Source organism: Salinithrix halophila (assembly GCF_042650125.1).
GTDB lineage: Bacteria > Bacillota > Bacilli > Thermoactinomycetales > DSM-45169 > Salinithrix > Salinithrix halophila.
Window position 1 is genome coordinate 390,990 of record NZ_JBHSAP010000018.1, and the last position, 21,288, is coordinate 412,277.

The window sequence follows — 21,288 nt, forward strand, 5'->3', positions numbered from 1 at the left end:
TGACAGGAGGTTAAGCCTTGCAAACCCTGCTTTTTGCATTTGCCCACCCCGACGATGAAAGCTTTGCCTGCGGAGGAACCCTTGCCCGAATCCATGCAGAAGAAAAAGGACGGGCTATACTCTATTGTGCTACCCGCGGAGAGGCGGGAAGCCCCGGCAGCCCTCCCCTCTGTACGAAAGACGAACTGGGTGATTACCGGGAGAGGGAATTGCGTCGGGCTGCCACCCTTCTCGGAATCGATGAGGTCTTCCTGAGGGATTTCGGCGATGGGCAGTTATCGAAAATACCCTTGGAACAGTTAACGGCTGATCTGGCCCGGCTCCTCGATCAGGTAAACCCCGACGCGGTGATCACGTTCCCGCCTCACGGAATCTCTGGCCATCCGGACCACCGGGTCATTCAGGCGGCTGTCACAAAAGCCGTGGAAGCGTCCGCCCGGGCTGCTTCCATCCGTCTCTACCGGGTGGTACTGCCGGAATCTGCGAATCCGGTCGAGGGAGTCCATTATACCCCAGTGGATGAAATCACCCATCGTGTGGACGTCTCTCCCTATCGGCGAGTCATGATGGAGGCCCTCAAGGCTCATCAAACACAGCACGCTTCCATTGCTCAGGTCTTCCCAGGCGTTCTGAAAAGCCAATGGGAACACCTGCATCGGACGGAATTTTTTCAGTCCGTCCATTCATGGAAAAGCATACCCAGAGGCTCCCTGTTATAAAAATGATAAAAACGACCGCGCCAACCCGGCGCGACCGTTTCTTATCCCTGTAATCAGGAGAAGTAATGTAGGATTCCGCTGATTCCGTCCTTCTCCCAGATGGTTTTTCCGTATTCTTCAAGAACGTGCTCTGTGATGGTTGAAGCTTCACCGTACTCACTCAATACCGCAATCCCCTGCTGTAGGGTTTTCAGTTCCATTTCAGTGTCGAGGACTAGGAAGTATTGGCCACGGTAGGCATAGACCCTTCCACCCTCCCGAATCAGGGCTGAGAGGCTCTTAGCAGCTTGAACGAGGTCTTCGAAGTCATTGAACTGAAAGATCACCTGATCGCTCTCTTCCAGGGTAACTTCCAACTCATACATTTCATCGCCATCCAGCTCATCCAGATCCGAAGGGCTAGGCGTACGCCCCCGGGTGACGACGACCACCATTCCCTGGGCAGGAAGGGCAAAGACCTCGACCGCGACAGGACCAGAAATCTCAAATCCCAATTCTTGATAAGCCTGGTCCATCATATCGTTGAAAAGCTCATGGACTTTCGGGATATCCCGCCACATATCTTCTTTTTCGATCCCGCGGTCCATCAAATCGTCCAGGGATAGAAAGAAGCGAATTTTATCTCGGCTGAGTCGCTCGACACGCATGGTTTACCCTCCCTCGCTGGAGACCCGCACAATACAGCGTATGAGGGTACAAGCTGATTCGTTACGCGACCGGGTCTCCTTTTTCTTTCTCCTGTATTCACCATCATACACAATGTACCCGCTATTTGCACCTATAGACCTCTTTCAGGGACAGGTATAAAAAAGAGCCCCGGGACCGGGGCTCAGCCGGGTTGTTCTGTGTTAAATCGACGGTTTTGGAGGGGGCACCCGGATTCGAACCGGGGATAAGGGATTTGCAGTCCCGTGCCTTGCCACTTGGCTATGCCCCCAAACGTTTATGGAAAAGGGGCACCTTAGCGGGCCCCTCTTTTCATCTTAACTGGTATGGCGGAGAGGGAGGGATTCGAACCCTCGAGACGGTGGTAACCGCCTACACGATTTCCAATCGTGCTCCTTCGGCCTCTCGGACACCTCTCCTCGAAAGAGACACTTTCTAATAGTAAAGGATGGTTGGACTCCTGTCAAGAGGAGTTATCAAACAAGGATTCGCCCCTATCTTTCCGGATCCATCCACTCTGCCTGATCGCTCTCCGTTTCCTCCTCCACACCTGAAGCTCCCTTCCCCCAAACCACAGAATTGCGACTCCTCCATGCCAGGGAACAGACAGCCACATCCAGTACAAGCCCCCTACAGCTAGTGCTAGAGGCAAAAGGTGGTGCCAACGGCGAAAAGCTTGGAAAGGGATCGGTAGGGAAGCCAAGCGGCCCACCGCCCGAGCGAGGACCCTCACACCGTTATAACTACCGGCAAATAGAAAAAGAAGCGCGGTTAGATAATCCAGGGAAAAAAACCGCCATGGATCCAGTCCCCCTGTCCGTCCTGAAAGATCGGGAAACCAGAGAACCGCCATCAGGAAGAAAACCCAGGTTAGAATCGCCTGCATCCACAGCTGTACAACCATGTGTCCTCTCCTTTCGGTTCCTCTCTTTTTAACTATATCCCGTTCCTCCTCGGATCATTACGGGAACCGCTTAAAGAGACCGATCCAAACGAATAAGCGTTCCCAGCACAAAATCCAACATAAAATGGGCCGAGATCACTGGAGCCAGAGAGCCGGAGATTTCCGTCAACCAACCGAGAAGAACGCTGACAAAGAGGATCAGACTCATTAAGAACCACCGCTTTACGTAACGGAAGTGGATGAGGGAAAACAAGAAACTTGTCCCGATGACGCCCAACCAGTGCTGGAGAGCTCCTCGGAACAGAAGCTCTTCCCCCACTGCCACCAAGAGAGCTACAAAAGCAATGTGAGGGATTGACAAGTCTTGGAACAATAACCGGTTGATTCCCCCATCGTCCATCCATTCTTTCGGAACATACCGGCCCAGGAGCCAGTTGATACCGGCGATCCCAAGCCCGATACACGCTCCCAACCCCCACCACAGCCCCTCTCTAAACCCGAAAAGCTCCCAACGGAGCCTGCCCTGGCACCAGAGCAGCGCCACCGCGGCTAAGATGACAATCAATTGGGTCAGATATAGATTCACCAGTAACACCCGGCTCGTTAATTCCCCGGGCTCGTGATCCAATCTTTTACTTTTCATTTCGCTCCACTCTCCAACCAACCACTCAGGGATTTTCTCACCCGGTAGTTTTTCTTGCAATTCCTTGAAAACCGTTCTACAATGAGGTTTGAAAACAGGCTTATTATATCTTTCAAGAGAAAACCCCCAGCTTCAGATATTCGGATGAAAGCGAGCGTCAGACGAGGGAGGGTGTTTTTACCCCTCACGCAAGTTCGACAATTCTGTGCTACACTAGCTCCTAGCTCTTTGAAAACTAAAGACATGGGGTTGCTACAGGAAATCGGCCTGAAACGTAAAATCTTCAACAACCTTGGCTCACCGAAGTTGCGAAAACCAAGCTAAAGTAGGGAGCCATAAAGCAACTCTGTGTTTTCACCGTGGGGCCCACGGGTAGAGCCTGCTAAGGTAACTGGTCATTAGGCTGGTGTTCGTAGGAATCCCCCGCGTTTACGCGTGGGGAGGGTCAATGGGTTTTCTTCAAATACGGAAGGAGATTTTCACCATGCGTACCTGGGTTGATAAAGACACCTGCATCGCGTGCGGGGCCTGCGGGGCCTGCGCACCGGATGTCTACGACTATGACGAAGACGGGATTGCCTTTGTAATCCTCGACGACAATACCGGTACCGCCGAAGTGCCGGAAGAATTCCACGAAGATGTTCGTGACGCCATGGAAGGTTGCCCCACCGATTCCATCAAAGTGGAAGAGTAATCCTCCGCAACGCCGTCCACAACCGGACGGCGTTTTTTGTGCCCTTGCTTCGAGCCTCTATTTCGGTCGGACATCTTGTTCATCAAGATACAGACTGACCTCAGCCAACCCTCCATCCACATTGACCACCTGGGTGAAACCTAGTCTATAAAGAAAATGGACTGCGTGTGCACTGCGTACACCATGGGCGCACAAAACATAGGTCTTTTTATCTCGCTCCAGACGGTCCAACCGGTAAGGAATCGTCTGCAACGGAATCAGTACCGCCTCATTCAGCCGGTAGACCCGCCACTCCTCTTCTTCCCGTACATCAAGCAATACCACGTCCTCCAGCTGTCCCTTTCGGTATTTCTCTGCAAAAGCCTTTGCACTGATGCAGTGTTTCTCTTCATCCATACAGCATCCCACCGTTTTTTGTATAATCATGCCCATTGATTGTATCACGCTCGAGCGGCTAGAATTGATTCCTGCCGCAAAAGGGAATACAATGAGGAATGAAATAGCCCAAGGAGCTTCATACATACCACACCTGAAGGAGGTACTTCCATGGCCCAGAAGGAACTGACCGTGGACGCATTCATCGAAATCCCTACAGGGAGCCAGAACAAATACGAATATGACAAGGAAGAGGGCGTCTTTCGCCTCGACCGCGTCCTTTATTCTCCGATGCACTACCCGACGGAATACGGCTATTTGCAAGATACCCTGGCCGAAGACGGCGATCCCCTGGATATCCTGGTCTTGACCACTTTTCCCACCTTCCCCGGGTGTGTCATCAAAACCCGGGTGATCGGCGTACTCTTGATGTCCGACGACAAAGGGAAGGACGAAAAACTACTCGGGGTACCGGTGGACGATCCCCGCTGGGAGGGTGTCAACAGCCTGAAAGACGTACCCGCCCACACCCTGAAGGAGATCGAACACTTCTTTCAGGTGTATAAAGACCTGGAAAACAAAGAAACCCGCATCGAAGGCTGGGAGGGCGTTGACACGGCCCATCGGCTCTTCAATGAAAGCCTGGAGCGTTACAAAGGCTAAAGCGGAAAAACCGGCGTCCCTTCGGGGGCGCTATTTTTGTGAAACATCCGTCACGTTTTCTTTGTGGTAGCCGCTTCAATCAATCCCAGCTGGCGAGAGAGTTCATAATGGAGAGTGATCATACCGTGATCGAAACGGAGCGCCACTTTGCGGCCGGGAGCCGATCCCTCCAAGGTTTCGACCTCCAACACCTCTCCCTCTCCCCACCGTCTGTGAATCACTGTAGCCCCGGCAACCAAGGGCTCTCGAATAAAACGGAGTTGAGGCTGGCCCTTCTCTCCCTTTTCTGGGGCAGGTCTGGAATCTTTCTCTCCACCGATACAGCCAATCTCTCTTAAAAACGGGGAAGGCCCTACCCGTTTTCCCTGGCGGGTACGGCTAGCAGATAGAATCAGCTCTTGCTTCGCTCGGGTGATACCGACATAGAGTAAACGCCTTTCTTCCTCCCAGGCAGTGTTTTTCCTTTTGTTTGTCCCTTGGAGACTGCGCCGGTGAGGAATCGTCATCGCATGCAGTCCGATCAGGTACACACGATCGAACTCCAGCCCCTTTGCCTTGTGGAAAGTCATCAGATGAATCCGCGGTTTCACCGGTTTCTCTTTTACTACCCGCTCCATCTTCTCTACATGAGCCAGTAATTCTTCCCTCGATGCAAAGGAACGGGCTGCTACCGACATCTCCTCCACCGGTTCCGTGAACGAGAGGGGGTCCTGACCTAGGTCCTTGGCATAGGACACCAAAAAACGGTCGTAACCGATCTCATGACGGATGAACTCGACAGCCTCACAAGCCTTCATTCCCTGTAAGGATTCCACCTGCCGAAACAACGTTGTGAGGGCTTTTTTTCGGTAAGGCGCCAAACCGGGAAGCTCCGGCAAGGACGCAAGAACCGATCGGTTTCGTTTGCGGGCTAAGCTCCAGACCGCATCGATCCATTCTTCTCCGAACAAATAACGTTTCGGTTTGTTCACGATCCGGACGAGAGCATCTAGATCATTGGGATCCTTCGCCAGCCGCAGATAAGCAAGAATGTCCCTTACTTGCCACCGCCGGTAGAAAACGGTATCCCCTGCCGACACCGAAAAAGGAATCCCTTCTCGGACGAGGGCGTCGATCATGGCTCGGGCTTGGGTGGAAGTACGGTAAAGAACAGCCGTTTCTACACCATCCTCCAAGGATTCGAGAATCACCCTCGCTTCCACCTCTTCATCCGCAGGTTGGATGAAATCCGGCTCGCTACCCTCTCTTCCTGTGCCAGACAGCTCTTTTTCCTGCCGATTTTGATTATGGCGGATCAACTTTTGTCCGGCTGCGATGATCGCGTCAGTGGATCGGTAATTAGTGGAAAGGATCACCCTCTGAGCTCCAGGGAAACGGCGGGCTACCTCCAACATAAAGCGAGGGTCACTCCCGCGGAAACCATAGATCGCCTGATCATCATCCCCGACGGCAAATAAACTTCCCCCTGGGGAAAGAAGCAGTCGCAAACACTCAAACTGGACCCGGTTGATATCTTGGAATTCATCGACCAAAATATAGGGATACCTGCCCCGCAATGGATTGGCTGATTCTTTCAACCAGCCGCAAAAAGCGAGCAGGATATCATCATAGTCCCAGACGTTCCGCTCTTGCTTCGCCGACTCATAAGCTTGAAAAATTTCCTGGAAAGCCTTATTTTTCTCTTTTTTCACCTTCATTCGTTCTGGTAATACCAAGTTGCTTTTGCAGTATCCGATTTGACTGACGGTGTTTGCGACAGCCTCTTCGTCGGCAGGTTGTTCCCGGGCCGTGAGCAGGGTACGTATCAACTGATGCTGGTCTCGGTCAGAGAGAAGCGGGGGAATCGGAACACCTCCCCGGCGAAACAGCCGTAAAAAGATCGAGTGGAACGTGCCCAAGGTAAAACCTGCTCCCCAGGTAATCCCCAGCCGGATCCGTCTCTCCATCTCTTCGGCGGCAGCACGGGTGAAGGTGACCACCAGGATCTGCTCGGGGGAAACCCCCTTTTCCAACAAGGCCCTCACCCGCCGGGTCAACACCGTCGTTTTTCCGCTCCCCGGCCCAGCAAAGACGGCAAGTGTACCCTCCCCCGATGTCACTGCCTCGCTTTGGGTCGCGTTGAGACCATCGGTCAAACCCGGCTTTCCGAAAACAACTTGTGCCATAGGACCTCCCCTCTCCCTTTCGATTCCGAAATGAAACGGCTGTTTTATCGTATCACATTGGGTGGACAGGTAAGGTTCACCGGCTCAAACTTTTCCGGTTGACACCTACCTGCCCCCATGGTAGAGTAATTATCAAAATTTCCGACCAAAAAACAACGACCATGACGGAGCCAAGCCGCTACACGGAACCCCAGAGAGCCGGGAATGCTGGGAACCGGTGTTCCAAGGGCGGTGGTCCACTCCCGAGTCATCCGGCTGAACCCTTTCAGTAGGCCGGATCGGTGAACCGTTATCTCAGGGTCCTCACGGACCCGTTAAGACCCGGAGCTGTGAAGCTCGGGTGAATGAGGGTGGCAACACGAGCCTATCGTCCCTCACCGCCTTGCTGGTGGTGTGCGGACGATAGGCTCTTTTCAGTATAGGGAAACACCGGGGGTCCCCCGGAATAACCACTTTTAAGTGAGGAGAAAAACCATGAACCAAGACAAGTTCCGTCTTCAAATCCCGGGACCGACCCCGATTCCGCCACGGGTAACCCAAGCGATGGCCCGACCCATGATCGGCCACCGCGACCCTGACTGCTCCCGCCTGGTGAAGGATCTCTCCCAACGGCTCGGCCCCGTTTTCGGAACGAAAGAGCCGATCCTTATTCTAACCTCCAGCGGCACATCCGCGCTGGAAGCGGCTGCTGTGAACACCGTCTCCCCCGGTGATGAAGCCGCCGTCGTCGTCGCTGGGGCCTTTGGAGACCGCTTCGCCAAGATCCTGGAACGGTACGGCACCACCCTTCACCGGTTGGACATTCCTTGGGGAGAAGCTTGCACCCCGGAGCAGCTAGCCACATTTCTGAGGGAGCGGCCCCAGGTAAAGGCTGTTTTCCTGACCTTTTGCGAAACATCCACCGGGGTACTTCATCCGATCCCGGAACTGGCAGCAGTCATCCGCCGAGAGACCGAAGCCCTCATTATTGTCGACGGCGTCAGTTCTGTCGGCGGTGTGAAAACCCAGTTTGACGAATGGGGGCTGGACATCCTGGTCACCGGGTCTCAGAAAGCGTTCATGCTCCCCGCTGGCCTCGCCTTCGCCGCGGTGAGCGACCGGGCATGGAAAGTGATAGAGACGAATCCACAGCCCCGTTTCTATCTGGATTTTCGAGCTTACAAGAATAATTTGGAAAAAGATACAACTCCCTATACTCCAGCCGTCTCCCTTCTCTTCGGTCTGGAGGAAGTACTCACCATGCTCGAAGAGGAAGGATTGAAAAACGTCTACGAGCGCCACCAGCTGATGATGCGAATGACCCGCGCTGGTATCCGAGGGATGGGGCTGACTCTGATGACTTCCGACGAGGCGTCCTCTCCCACCGTCACCTCGGTCTTAGGTGGAGACACCTGGTCTTCTGAGGACCTGCGCAAGGAACTGAAACGACTCTCCGTCCGCGTCGCCGGTGGCCAACAACACCTAAAGGGAAAGATTTTCCGCATCGGCCACATGGGATACTCTGACCCCGTCGATATCCTGGCAACCCTGGCCACCATCGAAGTAGCCGCCGCTCGTGTTAAAGCCCCGGTCCGCCTCGGCGCCGGTATCCAAGCAGCAGAGGAGGAACTCATCCATGTACCGAGTCTTAATCACTGATCCCCTGAGCGACCAGGGTATTGAAAAGCTGACCCAAGCCCCCGACGTGGAGGTGATCTTGAACACCAGCTTGTCCAAGGAAGAATTATTAGAAGAGATTAGCCAAGCTGACGCCCTTTTGGTCCGTAGTCAAACCAAAGTAACGGCTGAGGTGATTCAAGCTGGCAAGAACTTAAAAGCGATCGGCCGGGCCGGAGTGGGCGTCGACAACATCGACATCCCCGCTGCCACCAGCCGTGGAATCATTGTCGTCAACGCTCCCGATGGCAACACAATTTCTACCGCTGAGCATACCTTTGCTATGATGATCTCCTTGGCTAGGAATATCCCGCAAGGTTATCGCTCCACCGTCCAAGGCAAATGGGATCGAAAATCTTACGTCGGCGTCGAGCTCAACAAAAAAACCCTCGGCATCATCGGCCTCGGCCGGATCGGCACCGAACTTTCCAAACGTGCCCGGGTATTCAATATGAATGTTCTCGCTTACGACCCCTACCTTACCGAAGAACGGGCTCATAAGATCGGAGTGACAAAAGCCACCTTGGACGAAGCGATCGCCCAGTCTGATTTCATTACGGTCCATACACCGTTGACCAAGGAAACGCACCACCTGATCAGTACAGAGGCCTTTAACCAAATGAAACCTGGTGTGCGGTTAATCAACTGTGCCCGAGGCGGCATCATCGACGAAGCAGCCCTCCTTCAAGCGATCCAGGACGGCAAAGTGGCTGGCGCTGCCCTCGATGTTTTTGAAACAGAACCGCCAGGAGAACATCCTCTCTTTTCCCTGCCCCAGGTGATTGCCACCCCTCATCTGGGCGCTTCCACCCGGGAAGCCCAGGAGAATGTAGCCATCGATGTATCGGAAGAAATTCTTCACATCCTGCGGGACCAACCTTTCAAAAATGCCGTCAACCTCCCATCTATTCCGGCTGAACTTCAAGAAAAATTGCGGCCTTATCAAATTCTGGCTGAGAAGCTGGGCCTGTTCGCCATTCAGACCGCCGACGGGGCTTTGGACGAAGTGACCATTACCTACTCTGGGGAACTGGCAGATTGGGATACAGCACCGTTGACACGGATCACCCTTAAAGGGGCCCTTTCCCACTACCTGTCCGATGTCAACTATATCAATGCACCCCATCTGGCTAAAGAACGGGGTGTTCGGGTCACGGAGCAGAAAATCTCTAAAGCACAGGGTTTCACTAACCTGTTTACCGTCACCGTTAAGACCAATACCGGTGAACACCAGGTGGCCGGTACCCTCCTGAACGGGCTTGGCCCTCGCATCCTCAAGATCGACCAGTACTCCGTCGACATTTTACCTACCGGCCACCAGCTCCTGATTCACCACCATGACCGGCCTGGTGCGATCGGTCGGGTGGGGACCATCCTCGGAAACCATGACGTCAACATCGCCACCATGCAGGTAGGCCGAAAAGACATCGGCGGTCAAGCCATCATGATGCTCACCGTGGATAAAGCGGTACCGGAAGAATTGCTAAAAGATCTGGAAAAACTGGACGAGATCCAATCCGTGACCGCCATCGATTTGTAACGAACCAATGACGGAATACCGGAGGAAACCTCGATGAGGTTATGGACAAAGTCCGGAACAGGGGTGAAGAGCCGGATTTCCGACTCCGCGCCCGATGTTCCTCCCGCATGTGGGGGATGTCCGCTCCGCTGAGTGGCGGTGCCAACGGCGCTTCGCCGGAGACCGGCCGCCTGTCAGTAGTCTCACCGGAGGAAACTCCGGTGTTTCTTTTTTCTCCGTTACCCTTTTCTCAGGATGGGGTAACCCATGGTATAGGGAAACCCCTATCCATTCAAGATCGATACAGGAGGAAAAAATGCTATGGCAGACCTGAACGGAAAAGTCGCGATCGTTACCGGGGCCAGTAAAGGATTAGGAGCCGCTGTCGCTCGCCGTTTCGCCAAGAGCGGAGCGCAGGTGGTAGCCGCCGCCCGTAACAGGGACAAACTTGAAGCCTTGACCCGTGAATATCCGGACCAGATTCTCCCCATCCAGTGCGACATAACACAACCTGACCAAGTACAGGATTTAATCAACACCACGGCCAAGGAATTAGAACGAATCGATATTCTTGTCAACAATGCCGGCATCGGCCGATTTGGCAAAGTGCAGGATCTCTCCATCGAAGACTGGGACCAGATGATGGATGTCAACCTGAAAGGTGTCTTTCTCGCTTGTAAATACGCGATCCCCCACCTGATCAGAAGCAAGGGGCATATCGTCAACGTCTCCAGTGTCGCGGGAACGGTCACTTTTTCAGGCGGCGGGGGATACTGTGCCTCGAAGTTCGGTCTGATGGCCCTATCCGAGGTACTAACCCAAGAGCTGAAGAAAGAGGAAGTGAAAGTGAACACCCTCTGCCCTGGCTCTATTCAGACCGATTTTTTTGACGACCCCAAAGACTACGCCCTCTCTGCAGAACAAGTGGCTGAAACCGTCTGGCTGATGGTAACCGCGCCTTCGGGTGTCATCTACAACCAAATCATCATGCGCCCCCAAGTTCCTCCGGAACTGCAGAAATAACAACCAAGAGCACCTGCCATAAATGGCAGGTGCTCTTGGTTATACTCCGTATTTCGAAAATCCGCTTATCGCTTGTTACGCTCGGCTTGTTGATTTTGGCTGCGGACTTCTTGCACATTGGTTTCACTGGCGAATTCCGTCCCGAAGGCTTGTGGGGCCACCCCTTGCGCGGCATAGCCCTGGTTCAACCCTTGAACCTGTGGGGCGATCCCTTGAGCTCCGCCCATAGACGATTGCAGCTGCTGAACCATTTGTTGAATTTGGTTCAGTTGCTGGGCGGCCGTTTGCTCACGCTGACTGAAATTGCCAACGGGGGCTCCCTGTTGAAACTGACGAGCATTTTGAAGCTCCGTCTGTTGAAGCTGTTGAGCAATTTGCCGAATCTGCTGCAGAGACTGTTGAGCCTGTTGGGCGGCTTGATCAATACGGTAAGGCATTCTCTTCAACTCCCCTGAAAAATGTTGGCTGTCACCAGTAAAATGCCCATTTTCCACCCAATCATTCATGACTTTTTTGCCTTCGTGCAACATGTTTTCGTTAGCAATGAAACATAGTAAACATGATTTCAAAAATAAAATGGAGGGATTTTCGTGAAGCAAAAAATGGGTGCTCATGAAATCATGGAAGCTCATGAGGTATTAACCGATACCATTGACGGAATCAACCAGTTCCAGCTGTATCGACCCCATGTGAAAGATCCGCAGTTAGGTCAAATCTTAGATCGTCAATTGCAGTACATGATCCAGGAATATGATCAAATGGTTACCATGATCAACCAGCAAGGGGGACCAATCACTGTCAGGCAGCCCCGCCAACTCCAACCCGGTTCATGGCAGCCAACCGAAACAGCTGCACAAACACAGCCAACTTATGGATTGGACAACCCCCAGACCCAAAGTCCCAATACGTCCATGGAGCAAATGGATGACCGGGATGTGGCTTCCGGTATGTTGGGGTGTGCAAAAGCCTCTGCCGTCATGCGAATGCATGCCTCGCTGGAATGCGTCGATCCCACCCTGCGCCAAGTGATGGTTCAAGGAGCGGTTTCCTGTAGCCAACAAGCCTATGAAACCTTTCAGTACATGAATCAAAAAGGATATTATCAAGTGCCGACCATGGAAGAACGAACCATGAATACGGTATTGAATACCTACCAACCGGCAGGTGCCACCAGCCAAAACACCAGCTTACTCATGTAGGACAACACTCACCGAAACAGCAAAACCCCGGCAGACGACCAATGTCTGCCGGGGTTTTGCGTTATTCCGTCTGCTTCGGACCCGCCAAGGGCAACTGAACGACAAAACGAGTTCCCTGCCCCAGTGTGCTCTTGGCTGTTACCGTACCGTCATGGGCTTCAACGATGTGTTTAACGATGGCCAGACCCAATCCCGTACCGCCGGACTGGGCACGAGTACGTGCCTTGTCCGCTTTGTAAAAGCGCTCAAAGATAAAAGGTAAATCCTCCTCAGGGATTCCACTGCCGGTATCCTCCACCATCAGATGAGCTTTGTCCCCGGCCTGCCCCAAAGTGATCGTCACCTCACCGTTCTCCGGTGTATGGCGGATCGCGTTGTCTGCTAAGTTAATTAGTACCTGTTCGATTTTATCTTCATCCCACCAGGCCTCCGCCATGGAATCGGGGATTTTTCCGGTGAGCGTGATCCGCTGTTCCCGGGCAATCGACTGGAATTTGCGAAGCACTCGGCGCCCCAGCCCAGGAACATCCACCTTAGCCTTCTCCAGCCGCATATGACCGGCTTCCATACGGGCCAGGTCCAAGAGTTCACGAACCAACCGGCCCATGCGCAGTGATTCATCATTGATCACCGACACGATTTCCCGCTGTTCATCCGGGCTTTGGGCAACCCCGTCCAATAGAGCTTCACTGTATCCCTGAAGCATGGATAAGGGAGTACGCAATTCGTGGGAAACGTTGGCGACAAAATCCTTGCGCAGTTTGTCCAGGCGACGTTCTTCCGTCACATCCCGCAAGACGGCCACCGCCCCGCGAACCTGGTTCCTGGCGTAGAGCGGACCCATCACAACAGCCCAAGTTCGCCCGTGAATAGTGACATCACCGAAAAGCTCTCTCTCCTCCTCAACCACCCGCAGGAAAATATCATCCAACGGTGAGGGGAGCGCCCCGTGAGAGGGGTCTGTCTCGCTGTCGAAGTGCCAATCCTCCAACAACCGGTCTGCTGGCGGATTGGTTACGATCACCTGGCCCTGGGCGTTCATTGTGATAACCCCGTCTGCCATGCTGCGCAAAATACTCGCCAGTTGTTCCTTCTCCTGGGAAAGGGCGTGAATCGATTCCTCCAGTTGGGCGGCCATCCGGTTGAAGGCCACAGAGAGATCGCCGATCTCGTCCCGCTCATGGGAACGAACAGGAACCCTCGTCGAAAATTTGCCCTTGGCCATCCGCTCCGCCGCCTTTTTGATCTGGATCAACGGCTGGGTAATTCGCGTTGACAGGAAGAAAGCGAAGATGGTGGTTAGGAAGATGCCAATCAGGGCGGAGAAGAAAATCAATTTCTTGATCTGGCTTTCCGAAAGTTGTTCCTGGGTTCGGTAAAGGACCACCGCCCCATCGATATGTCCGTCAGGAGCTTGGAGCGGATAAGCCACAAGCATAACTTCGTCCTTGAAAAGGGGAAAGCTGGATTTCCCGTCTCCTTCCACCATCACCCGCCCCCGAAGCACCTGCTCCTCCCCCTTGAAGACACGGTCAATCTCTGTCTGTTCCAGGATGTCCTGCCAAGGGATATCTGGGACGTTGGGAGAAATGCCAGTCGGTCGCACGGAACCGTCCGGGCCGAGTATGATCATATAGGTATCATATAGGTCGGCCATTTTTAAGACCGAGCGCAATTCTTCCGCCCGGCCCTCGTCCCCCGGTTGCTCCAGAGTGGTCTTTATATGATTAGCGAGCTGTTCCAGGTTGTTCAGTTCGGCTTTGTAATAGGTATCCATGATCTGCTCTGTCAAGAAGAGGGAGAGCACTAACAATACCAGGGTGACGAGGCCGATGATCGTCAACCAAAGCTTGCCGACGACACTTCGCCAGATCACTCTTTGGGTACCTCTAGCTTATAACCGACACCCCAAACCGTGTTGATCATGGAGGCGGCAGCAGGAGATGCCCGGTTCAGCTTTTCCCGCAAACGCTTGATATGCGTGTCCACCGTGCGTAGATCACCGAAGAACTCATAATTCCAAACGTCCCGTAACAATTCCTCCCGGGTAAACACCTTATCCGGGGAAACCGCTAAATAGTGAAGCAACTCGTACTCCTTCGGGGTAAGGGAAACTTCCACTCCACCTGCACGCACCTCATGGGCGTCATGATCGATCGTCAACTCAGGGAAGACGATCACATGATGGGTCTCCGTCTCCGTCGATAGAAAAGCCGTTGCTGAGGCGCGGCGAAGGACCGCCTTCACCCGGTGAACCAATTCCCGGGGGCTGAAGGGTTTCACCACATAATCGTCCGTTCCCGCTTCAAACCCTTCTACCCGGTTGCTCTCCTCACCTCGGGCTGTCAGCATGATAATGGGGGTCGCTTTTTTACTGCGGATCTCTCGGCAGACATCCAGGCCGTCTGAACCCGGAAGCATCAGATCCAGCAAAATGAGGTCATAATCTGTGGACAATGCTCTTTCCAATGCAGATTCCCCGTCCTCCGCCTCGTCAATGCGGTAACCTTCCCGCTCCAAGTACATACGGAGGAGTCGGCGGATGCGATCCTCGTCATCCACCACCAAGATGTGTTCCTGTTTACCCACCTCTGTCACCTCTCTGGCGAAACCGATAATCATCCCTGTTGGACTTTTTTACCCGTTCATCTATCCTATCATACCATATCCTGCAAATTCTTCTTCAAGCGTAGGAATGAAGCCCCGCTAACACCAAATTAATAGCAATCAAGTTGATCATAATGACAATGAACCCGCCTACGGCCATCCAGGAAGATTTTAAGCCTTGCCAACCCCTCGACAGACGCAGATGAAGATAGGCGCTGTAAAAAAGCCAGGTAATAAGAGCCCAGGTTTCTTTCGGGTCCCAACCCCAGAAACGCCCCCAAGCCTCATGGGCCCAGATCATGGCGAAAACGAGTCCTCCCAGAGTGAAGATGGGATAGCCGATCGCAATAGCCCGGTAGCTGATTTCATCCACCGTTTCCAAGTCCAGATTTTTTACCATCGGGAACAACAACTCGTAGAGGCGGCGACGAAGGACTAAACGGAGGATTCCGTATAAGAACAAGCCAGCGGCCATTGACCAGATGACGGTATTCAGCTTGCTGGCGGCCTTCTCCCCTTTCATCCAGGAAGGAGCTTCAAAAAGGGGCTTCCCAAGTCCCGGGAACGAGTCCGCTTTGACCGGTTGGCCTCCGTCGGGAGCCACCACCGGAGGTAGCGAGTACTGTTGTTCCACTCGTTGCCCGTCCACTACATGACGGAAAGAAGCCTCGTAATCAACCGCTCCAAAGGCAAAGGAGAGAATGACAAATCCGACGACCATGAGAAGGAGAACCATCACCGCTTCCAAAAAACTCGCCGTCCGGGTATGAGTGCGACCTTCGCCCACCCAGCGGATTAAATAGATAAACCCGGCGACAAATCCCACGGCAAGTGCTCCCTCCCCGATCGCCACGGTCGTGACGTGAACCCCCAGCCAGTAGCTCTGCAAGGCGGGGATAAGGGGTTTAACCTCACGAGGGAATACGGCAGCATAGGCGAGTATAATCACCGCCAGGGGCATGACAAAGGCGCCCAGCACCGTCGTCCGGTAGAGAAAATAAATCACGATGTATGCCACTACGATAGCGAAACAGAGAAACGCGGTAAATTCAAACATGTTGCTGGTGGGGAAGTGCCCACTGATTATGATCCTTACCACCGTAAATACCAAGTGCAACACTACACCCGCCATAGCCAGCACGAGACCGCGTCGTCCCCAACGAGCCACATGCACCCCCTCGCCGACACGGGATGCTTTCCCGGTTACCGCCATGACGAAAGCGATCCCGGAAAAAAGATAGAAGAAAAACGCACCTAACAGTATCAGTTGTTCCATCCTTGATCCCCCCGACCGTGTTCAGGTGAAAAGGCGAGTGGGAGCCCCGCGTCCTGAGTCGATTGCTCCAGCTCCCGTCGTAGCCCGAACCAGTTCTTGTTGGTGTGGGCACCCAAATAAAGGGTCCCGTCTATCCAGCGGATCCAGATCCGGCGATGGTACCAGAAAAAGCCCATACTGACTCCCACCATGAAAATGGCGAGACCGATAAAAATGATGGGCAGGCTCTTGTCGATCCGTACCATCAAGCCGGACAGATTCACCGTATCCATCCCCTCCAAATCCATGGTATAACGGTTATTTCGATGCAGATCATCCAGGTTGGTTCCTGCGATCATCCAGGATTTTTCCGGTTTCTCTCCCGGAGCGGTCACCTCGAAGATAAACGCCGGTCGGTTGGGCACTTCTGATTTGGTCGTAGGACGGTCCCCTTCAATAGCAAAGTCAGGGAAATAATCCAAGATACGCACCTTCACTCCGTCCTTCACCTTATAAACCGACTCGGGGTCGTACAAATCGATGCGAATCTTGCCCAAATCCTTTTTCGTCTTCTTATCCGTGACAGCCAACCGAATCGCTTCCGTCTGGTTGGGCTGGAAATCAGCCTGGTAGAGAAGGAGTCCGTTGTATTCCATCGGATGATTAACGACAATAGGCCCTCTTTTTACTTCCTTGAGCTTGCCCGTCTCCGGATCTTTTTTATACAGAACGGCCCGAGTTTCGTATTTCTTCACGATGGGCTGGTCACTGTCCGCTTGTTGGCGGGACTCTTTCTCATTGTAGAGCTCCATGGTCGCTTTTTCATTCTTAAGGTAATAATTAGCGATTGGGAGCTTTTTCGTTTCCCCTTCCCGAACGAAGACGGATTCATCCAGATACCAGCCTGGAACTAACGTCCGTAACAGAATTCCGAACAGGAACAAAATCAACCCAATATGGTTGACATAAGGCCCCCAGCGGCTGAACCGCCCTTTTTCCGCGAGAAGGGAATCCCCTTCCCGCCGAATATGGTAGCGTTTTTTCGCCAACTTTGCTGCCAGCCCTTCTAAAAGGGTGTCCTTCTCTTCTTCAGGGAGTTCACACGTGCGAACAACTCGCTGCCGGGTGATAAACGAAGGATTTTTGACCACCTTCTGGTTTTTCAATGCCTTGTAAAGAGGGATCACCCGGTCCAGACTGCAGACGACAAGGGAAATTCCGATCATCGACAATAGAGTGATAAACAGCGGAGAGTTGTAGAGGTCCGACAGACCCAGATTGTAATACAAGTCCCCCAGCGCCCCGTACTTCTGTGCATAAAAAACATCGGGCTTGGCACTCGGAATTTGTCCCTCTTGAGGAAAAATCGTACCCAATATCGAGATAACCAATGTAATGACGATCAAATAAATGGCCACTTTTACCGAGGAGAAGAAATTCCAAACCCGGTCAAACAGCGTCATCTGTCGGGTCTGGGAACGGCGGGCCTTCCCCTCATACCGCATCTCCAACGGCCGGTCCCCAACTTCCTCCCCTTCCAGGGGCTTACCGCAGTACTCGCACAAAGTGGTTCCCACGGGGTTGTTATGGCCACACTCACACTTGGTATTTTCCACGTTTTCACCCCCGTATCGGCATTTTGGGGCCCTTTTTCACTGCCGAGACTAAACCAGATCCGATTTTTTACCCCCGAACGGCATGGCCGACTAAGTCCGCCTATAGCCGGAATCTTTCTAAACAGAAAGGAACCCCAGGTGTTGCCATGGGGATCATCCGTACACCTCCCACAAACCTGTGAAAAATAGGTACACAGAATATCACCTTTTCATTATATCGTCCGTCTTACAGGACCACGGGATTTCCCTATGAAGATTGTTTGAAAGATCAGAGGCTGAGGAGACTTTTCAGCTGTGTGATTTCCCCATCAGTCAATGGTCGATACTTCCCTTTTGGCAATCCATCCAGCGTGAGAAAAGCCAGCCGGGTCCGTACCAATTTTTTGACCGGATGGCCCACCGTTTCACACATCCGGCGCACTTGACGATTTTTCCCCTCATGAATCACCAATTCCAGCACCGTCTCTTTCTCTTCCTTCCGGGAAGTGATTCGACGTACACGAGCTGGAGCCGTCCAGCCGTCTTCCAGGTGGACCCCTTCGGAGAGACGTTTTAAAGCTTCTCGAGAGGGATCTCCTTTTACCGTCGCCCGGTATACTTTCTCCACTTCAAAGCGGGGATGAGCCAGCCTGTTGGCCAATTCCCCGTCATTGGTCAACAGAAGCAGTCCTTCGGTGTCGTAATCCAGTCGGCCTACTGGATACACACGTTCCGGCACCTGCCGGAAATAATCAGCGACAACACGCCGTCTTCGTGGATCAGACATGCTGGTGATCACACCCGTCGGTTTATGGAAAAGGAAATAGCGTCTCGTTTCTGTTGAAATAGGGCGTCCCTCCACCTCGATCCGGTCCAAAGAGGGATCCACCCGGATTCCCAACTCGGTGACGACTTTCCCGTTCAGTCTCACTTTACCTGCCCGGATCAACTCCTCGCTCCTGCGACGCGAGGCTACACCAGCCCGAGCCATGACTTTCTGCAATCGATCCATTTTGTCACCTCATTCACATCTTATCCATCTCTTTTTCCCTCTACAAGCAATACCGCGTCCGTGTCACAAAAACAACATACGAACCCCCCTTTAATTCGGCTAAAACAACAAAAAACACTCTGTTCGCAACCTTGCCAAACAGAGTGTTTTTCTTTTATCCGCCAAACATCAGGCTGACTATCATCCAGGAAGCCAAAAGACCGGTCAAATCAGCGAGGAGCCCCACTTTGACCGCGTATAGGGAGCGCCGGATGCCTACGGCCCCAAAGTAGACCGTCAATACGTACAGAGTGGTATCCGTACTACCTTGCATCGTTGCCGCTAACCGTCCCAGATACGAATCAGGGCCGTACGTTCGGAAAATGCTTTCGGCGAAAGCGAGGGCTCCCGCTCCTGAAATGGGACGCAGAATCCCCAGGGGAAGCACTTCCTCTGGGTAGTGGATCAGGAGCAAAAGCGGTTTAAACAGTCCTAAATAAAAATGCAGCGCTCCCGTCTCGCGGAAAATGGATACCGCCACCATCATCCCCACCAGGTGGGGGATGATCTGGATCGCCGTCGGAAAACCTTCCTTCGCTCCTTCAATGAATTGTTCGTACACCGGCACGCGGCGAAAGGCTGCATAGAGAGGAATAAAGGCTAAGATCGCAGGGATCATCCATTGGGAAACCAACGTTACGACTTCGATCATCACATCCCCCCCTTATCACCATGGCGGATTGATTAAACAGAATCCCGCCCGGAAGAACGCTTCAACCGATGCCGGAACCACCGATCCAACAGGATCGCCGCTAGGGTGGAACAGAGCGTAGCAAAAATCGAGGTACCGATGATATCCGTCGGATTGGCTGACCCATGCTCCATCCTGATTCCGATCATGGTCGTCGGAATCAGGGTCAGACTGGAGGTATTAAGGGCCAACAGGGTACACATAGCAGGCGTTGCCCGCTCGGGTTCCGGGTTCAACTTTTGTAACTCCTCCATGGCTTTCAGACCCATCGGAGTAGCGGCATTACCCAGCCCAAAGAGATTGGCACTCATATTAGAAAGGATATATCCCATGGCCGGGTGTTCCCGAGGCACCCCTGGGAAAAGGAAACGAACGATAGGGCCTAAAAGTCGGGCCAACTTTTCCAACAAACCCGCTTCCTGAGCAATTCGCATCATCCCCAGCCAAAAAACCAAGATGCTGATCAGGCCGAGACAAACCGCTACTCCTTCCTTAGCACCTTTTAATGCTGCCTGTGTAACCAGGTCCAGCTGACCTTGGGCGGCGCCCGCTACTACCCCGCTCACGATCATGAACAGCCAGATATAGTTCACCACCCGTCATCCCTCCTTCCCCAAGACGTAAGTGATCACTGTCATCCAATCGGTAAAGACGGAACTGACGCTGGCAGAATTGGTCCGGGTAACAAGGGGAACCGATCCAACCACCTCTCCTTTTAAATAAACGCGAGCCATTCCGACCCGCATGCCCTCTTTGTCGATTTTCGAAAGGGGATAAGTAAGGATCGGCTTCACGGTTACCTCCTTCCTCTCCTCTTCCGTCAAGGGGTAGGTGAAGGATTTTTCAGCCGTCACTGAGAGGGAAAGTTTTTTGGAAACAGGAACATCTGACATCTCTTCTCCCTTCTGAATCAGCTCCACCGGTCGATAATGAACGAACCCATACTCCAAGAGATGCATCGAATCATTCCAGTCATTCGAGGCGTTCAGTGTAACCGTGGCCAGCTGGCGCCCTTCCCGGGTTGCGGAAGAGACCAGCGTCCGTTTTGACAATTTGGTGTAACCCGTTTTCACCCCGTCAGCCCCAGGGTAAAGCCGCAACATTTTATTTTTGTTGTACCATTTTCTATGCCATTCTTCTCCCGGCCAGGGGACAGTTTTAACAGGGGTAGAAACAATCTTTTTAAAAGCGGGATTCCTCAGGGCGTATGCTGTCAAGCGGGCCATATCCTCCGCGGTGGAATAATGATTCGGGGCGTCCAATCCGTGAGGATTTTTAAAGTGGGTATCATCAAGACCCAGATAATGAGCCTTTTCGTTCATCAAATAAACAAACCCAGGAAGAGAACCCCCTACATGTTCAGCGATTGCTGTAGCAGCATCATTTCCTGAGCGCAACATCAACCCGTAAAGAAGATGTTCAAGAGGGATTTTTTCCCCTTCCTTCAGATAAATCGAAGAACCCTCGACCCCGACCGCCCGTGGGCTCACCGTCACTGTCTCCTTCAGGTCGGCATTTTCGATGGCAACAATCGCCGTCATGATTTTGGTGAGACTGGCGATCCGCATCCTTTGTTGGGCTTTTTTTTCAAATAGGATCCGGTCAGTGTTAACGTCGATCACCACCGCTGCCCGAGCGCTGATTTTGGAAACCAGCTCCGAGTCCTCCCGCTTCCCGGCCATCACCTGGGGAACGCACAGGAGAAAAGCGAGTATCGCCGCCGTCAGGAGTGCTGGGTACCGCATCGTTTCCCCACCTTCAAGCTAATTTGTTCCATTTATATGCCGGTTGGACAGGGTTATGAGGACAATCAAAAAAACACCGCTCCACCATGGAGGAACGGTGTCGTTATGGATAGTCCGT

At 53.0% G+C, this 21,288-nt stretch carries 21 protein-coding genes and 2 tRNA genes; 7 read left to right on the top strand and 16 right to left on the bottom strand.

Features of this window, described 5'->3' with window-relative positions; translation table 11 throughout:
• Nucleotides 1-17: 17 nt before the first annotated feature.
• Nucleotides 18-719, top strand: coding sequence for a PIG-L deacetylase family protein (locus ACFOUO_RS14945; RefSeq protein WP_380705945.1), 702 nt, complete (start codon nt 18-20; stop codon nt 717-719).
• A gap of 53 nt (nt 720-772) precedes the next feature.
• On the opposite strand, the gene ACFOUO_RS14950 is transcribed toward ACFOUO_RS14945, so the two are convergent.
• The 5 genes from ACFOUO_RS14950 to ACFOUO_RS14970 form a co-directional block, all read right to left on the bottom strand.
• Nucleotides 773-1,366: a genetic competence negative regulator gene (locus tag ACFOUO_RS14950; protein ID WP_380705946.1), complete on the bottom strand. Its 594-nt coding sequence runs from the start codon at nt 1,364-1,366 to the stop codon at nt 773-775.
• A gap of 216 nt (nt 1,367-1,582) precedes the next feature.
• Nucleotides 1,583-1,656, bottom strand: a tRNA-Cys gene (locus ACFOUO_RS14955).
• A gap of 56 nt (nt 1,657-1,712) precedes the next feature.
• Nucleotides 1,713-1,804, bottom strand: a tRNA-Ser gene (locus ACFOUO_RS14960).
• 44 nt (nt 1,805-1,848) lie between these two features.
• Nucleotides 1,849-2,289 carry a hypothetical protein gene (locus ACFOUO_RS14965; RefSeq protein WP_380705947.1) on the bottom strand — a complete coding sequence of 147 codons (441 nt, stop codon included), beginning with the start codon at nt 2,287-2,289 and terminating at the stop codon, nt 1,849-1,851.
• Between the two features lie 70 nt (nt 2,290-2,359).
• Nucleotides 2,360-2,932 (bottom strand): CPBP family intramembrane glutamic endopeptidase, encoded by a 573-nt coding sequence (locus tag ACFOUO_RS14970; RefSeq protein WP_380705948.1) that lies wholly within the window; start codon nt 2,930-2,932, stop codon nt 2,360-2,362.
• Between the two features lie 484 nt (nt 2,933-3,416).
• Between ACFOUO_RS14970 and ACFOUO_RS14975 the strand changes: the two genes are divergently transcribed.
• Nucleotides 3,417-3,626, top strand: coding sequence for a ferredoxin (locus ACFOUO_RS14975; protein WP_380705949.1), 210 nt, complete (start codon nt 3,417-3,419; stop codon nt 3,624-3,626).
• A 57-nt stretch (nt 3,627-3,683) separates the two neighbouring features.
• Here the strand turns inward: ACFOUO_RS14975 and ACFOUO_RS14980 are convergent, their stop codons facing one another.
• The gene (locus ACFOUO_RS14980; protein WP_380705950.1) at nt 3,684-4,022 is read right to left on the bottom strand and encodes a rhodanese-like domain-containing protein; all 339 of its coding nucleotides are present in this window, start codon (nt 4,020-4,022) and stop codon (nt 3,684-3,686) included.
• 150 nt (nt 4,023-4,172) lie between these two features.
• Here ACFOUO_RS14980 and ACFOUO_RS14985 point away from each other — a divergent pair, with 150 nt between their 5' ends.
• Nucleotides 4,173-4,664 carry an inorganic diphosphatase gene (locus ACFOUO_RS14985; protein WP_380705951.1) on the top strand — a complete coding sequence of 164 codons (492 nt, stop codon included), beginning with the start codon at nt 4,173-4,175 and terminating at the stop codon, nt 4,662-4,664.
• A 50-nt stretch (nt 4,665-4,714) separates the two neighbouring features.
• Here ACFOUO_RS14985 and ACFOUO_RS14990 read toward each other — a convergent pair whose 3' ends face one another.
• Nucleotides 4,715-6,829, bottom strand: a complete 2,115-nt coding sequence (locus ACFOUO_RS14990; protein ID WP_380705952.1) for an ATP-dependent helicase — start codon at nt 6,827-6,829, stop codon at nt 4,715-4,717.
• Between the two features lie 474 nt (nt 6,830-7,303).
• Here ACFOUO_RS14990 and ACFOUO_RS14995 point away from each other — a divergent pair, with 474 nt between their 5' ends.
• The 3 genes from ACFOUO_RS14995 to ACFOUO_RS15005 all read left to right on the top strand — a co-directional run bounded on the left by ACFOUO_RS14995 (nt 7,304) and on the right by ACFOUO_RS15005 (nt 11,027).
• Nucleotides 7,304-8,467: a pyridoxal-phosphate-dependent aminotransferase family protein gene (locus tag ACFOUO_RS14995; protein ID WP_380705953.1), complete on the top strand. Its 1,164-nt coding sequence runs from the start codon at nt 7,304-7,306 to the stop codon at nt 8,465-8,467.
• A complete protein-coding gene (gene serA, locus ACFOUO_RS15000) occupies nt 8,445-10,025 on the top strand; it encodes a phosphoglycerate dehydrogenase (protein WP_380705954.1) in 1,581 nt (526 codons plus the stop codon). Before ACFOUO_RS14995 ends, serA begins: the two co-directional genes overlap by 23 nt.
• A gap of 300 nt (nt 10,026-10,325) precedes the next feature.
• Nucleotides 10,326-11,027 carry an SDR family oxidoreductase gene (locus tag ACFOUO_RS15005; RefSeq protein WP_380705955.1) on the top strand — a complete coding sequence of 234 codons (702 nt, stop codon included), beginning with the start codon at nt 10,326-10,328 and terminating at the stop codon, nt 11,025-11,027.
• 65 nt (nt 11,028-11,092) lie between these two features.
• On the opposite strand, the gene ACFOUO_RS15010 is transcribed toward ACFOUO_RS15005, so the two are convergent.
• Nucleotides 11,093-11,464 (bottom strand): gamma-type small acid-soluble spore protein, encoded by a 372-nt coding sequence (locus ACFOUO_RS15010; protein ID WP_380705956.1) that lies wholly within the window; start codon nt 11,462-11,464, stop codon nt 11,093-11,095.
• 153 nt (nt 11,465-11,617) lie between these two features.
• Here ACFOUO_RS15010 and ACFOUO_RS15015 point away from each other — a divergent pair, with 153 nt between their 5' ends.
• Nucleotides 11,618-12,226, top strand: a complete 609-nt coding sequence (locus tag ACFOUO_RS15015) for a spore coat protein (protein WP_380705957.1) — start codon at nt 11,618-11,620, stop codon at nt 12,224-12,226.
• Nucleotides 12,227-12,287: 61 nt separating this feature from the next.
• On the opposite strand, the gene ACFOUO_RS15020 is transcribed toward ACFOUO_RS15015, so the two are convergent.
• From ACFOUO_RS15020 to ACFOUO_RS15055, 8 genes are all read right to left on the bottom strand, one after another.
• Entirely contained in the window at nt 12,288-14,102 is a 1,815-nt protein-coding gene (locus ACFOUO_RS15020; protein ID WP_380705958.1) for an ATP-binding protein, read from the bottom strand.
• On the bottom strand, nt 14,099-14,848 hold the full coding sequence (locus ACFOUO_RS15025; protein WP_380705959.1) for a response regulator transcription factor: 750 nt from the start codon (nt 14,846-14,848) through the stop codon (nt 14,099-14,101). The genes ACFOUO_RS15020 and ACFOUO_RS15025 overlap by 4 nt, the downstream gene beginning before the upstream one ends.
• Before the next feature lie 61 nt (nt 14,849-14,909).
• On the bottom strand, nt 14,910-16,109 hold the full coding sequence (gene ccsA, locus ACFOUO_RS15030) for a cytochrome c biogenesis protein CcsA (protein ID WP_380705960.1): 1,200 nt from the start codon (nt 16,107-16,109) through the stop codon (nt 14,910-14,912).
• The gene (resB, locus tag ACFOUO_RS15035) at nt 16,097-17,704 is read right to left on the bottom strand and encodes a cytochrome c biogenesis protein ResB (RefSeq protein WP_380705961.1); all 1,608 of its coding nucleotides are present in this window, start codon (nt 17,702-17,704) and stop codon (nt 16,097-16,099) included. The genes ccsA and resB overlap by 13 nt, the downstream gene beginning before the upstream one ends.
• 268 nt (nt 17,705-17,972) lie before the next feature.
• Nucleotides 17,973-18,695: a pseudouridine synthase gene (locus tag ACFOUO_RS15040; RefSeq protein ID WP_380705962.1), complete on the bottom strand. Its 723-nt coding sequence runs from the start codon at nt 18,693-18,695 to the stop codon at nt 17,973-17,975.
• A gap of 154 nt (nt 18,696-18,849) precedes the next feature.
• The gene (locus ACFOUO_RS15045; RefSeq protein WP_380705963.1) at nt 18,850-19,386 is read right to left on the bottom strand and encodes a spore maturation protein; all 537 of its coding nucleotides are present in this window, start codon (nt 19,384-19,386) and stop codon (nt 18,850-18,852) included.
• A gap of 32 nt (nt 19,387-19,418) precedes the next feature.
• Complete coding sequence (locus tag ACFOUO_RS15050) at nt 19,419-20,021, bottom strand: nucleoside recognition domain-containing protein (RefSeq protein WP_380705964.1); 603 nt, start codon at nt 20,019-20,021, stop codon at nt 19,419-19,421.
• 3 nt (nt 20,022-20,024) lie between these two features.
• Nucleotides 20,025-21,170, bottom strand: a complete 1,146-nt coding sequence (locus tag ACFOUO_RS15055) for a D-alanyl-D-alanine carboxypeptidase family protein (protein ID WP_380705965.1) — start codon at nt 21,168-21,170, stop codon at nt 20,025-20,027.
• Between the last annotated feature and the right edge of the window lie 118 nt (nt 21,171-21,288).

Excerpts from the sequence above, each read along its gene's own strand:
- ACFOUO_RS14950 (WP_380705946.1), bottom strand. The coding sequence starts at position 1,366 with ATGCGTGTCGAGCGACTCAGCCGAGATAAAATTCGCTTCTTTCTATCC.
- ACFOUO_RS14965 (WP_380705947.1), bottom strand. The coding sequence starts at position 2,289 with ATGGTTGTACAGCTGTGGATGCAGGCGATTCTAACCTGGGTTTTCTTC.
- ACFOUO_RS14970 (WP_380705948.1), bottom strand. The coding sequence starts at position 2,932 with ATGAAAAGTAAAAGATTGGATCACGAGCCCGGGGAATTAACGAGCCGG.
- ACFOUO_RS14975 (WP_380705949.1), top strand. The coding sequence starts at position 3,417 with ATGCGTACCTGGGTTGATAAAGACACCTGCATCGCGTGCGGGGCCTGC.
- ACFOUO_RS14980 (WP_380705950.1), bottom strand. The coding sequence starts at position 4,022 with ATGGATGAAGAGAAACACTGCATCAGTGCAAAGGCTTTTGCAGAGAAA.
- ACFOUO_RS14985 (WP_380705951.1), top strand. The coding sequence starts at position 4,173 with ATGGCCCAGAAGGAACTGACCGTGGACGCATTCATCGAAATCCCTACA.
- ACFOUO_RS14990 (WP_380705952.1), bottom strand. The coding sequence starts at position 6,829 with ATGGCACAAGTTGTTTTCGGAAAGCCGGGTTTGACCGATGGTCTCAAC.
- ACFOUO_RS14995 (WP_380705953.1), top strand. The coding sequence starts at position 7,304 with ATGAACCAAGACAAGTTCCGTCTTCAAATCCCGGGACCGACCCCGATT.
- serA (WP_380705954.1), top strand. The coding sequence starts at position 8,445 with ATGTACCGAGTCTTAATCACTGATCCCCTGAGCGACCAGGGTATTGAA.
- ACFOUO_RS15005 (WP_380705955.1), top strand. The coding sequence starts at position 10,326 with ATGGCAGACCTGAACGGAAAAGTCGCGATCGTTACCGGGGCCAGTAAA.
- ACFOUO_RS15010 (WP_380705956.1), bottom strand. The coding sequence starts at position 11,464 with ATGCCTTACCGTATTGATCAAGCCGCCCAACAGGCTCAACAGTCTCTG.
- ACFOUO_RS15025 (WP_380705959.1), bottom strand. The coding sequence starts at position 14,848 with ATGATTATCGGTTTCGCCAGAGAGGTGACAGAGGTGGGTAAACAGGAA.
- ccsA (WP_380705960.1), bottom strand. The coding sequence starts at position 16,109 with ATGGAACAACTGATACTGTTAGGTGCGTTTTTCTTCTATCTTTTTTCC.
- ACFOUO_RS15040 (WP_380705962.1), bottom strand. The coding sequence starts at position 18,695 with ATGGATCGATTGCAGAAAGTCATGGCTCGGGCTGGTGTAGCCTCGCGT.
- ACFOUO_RS15045 (WP_380705963.1), bottom strand. The coding sequence starts at position 19,386 with ATGATCGAAGTCGTAACGTTGGTTTCCCAATGGATGATCCCTGCGATC.
- ACFOUO_RS15055 (WP_380705965.1), bottom strand. The coding sequence starts at position 21,170 with ATGCGGTACCCAGCACTCCTGACGGCGGCGATACTCGCTTTTCTCCTG.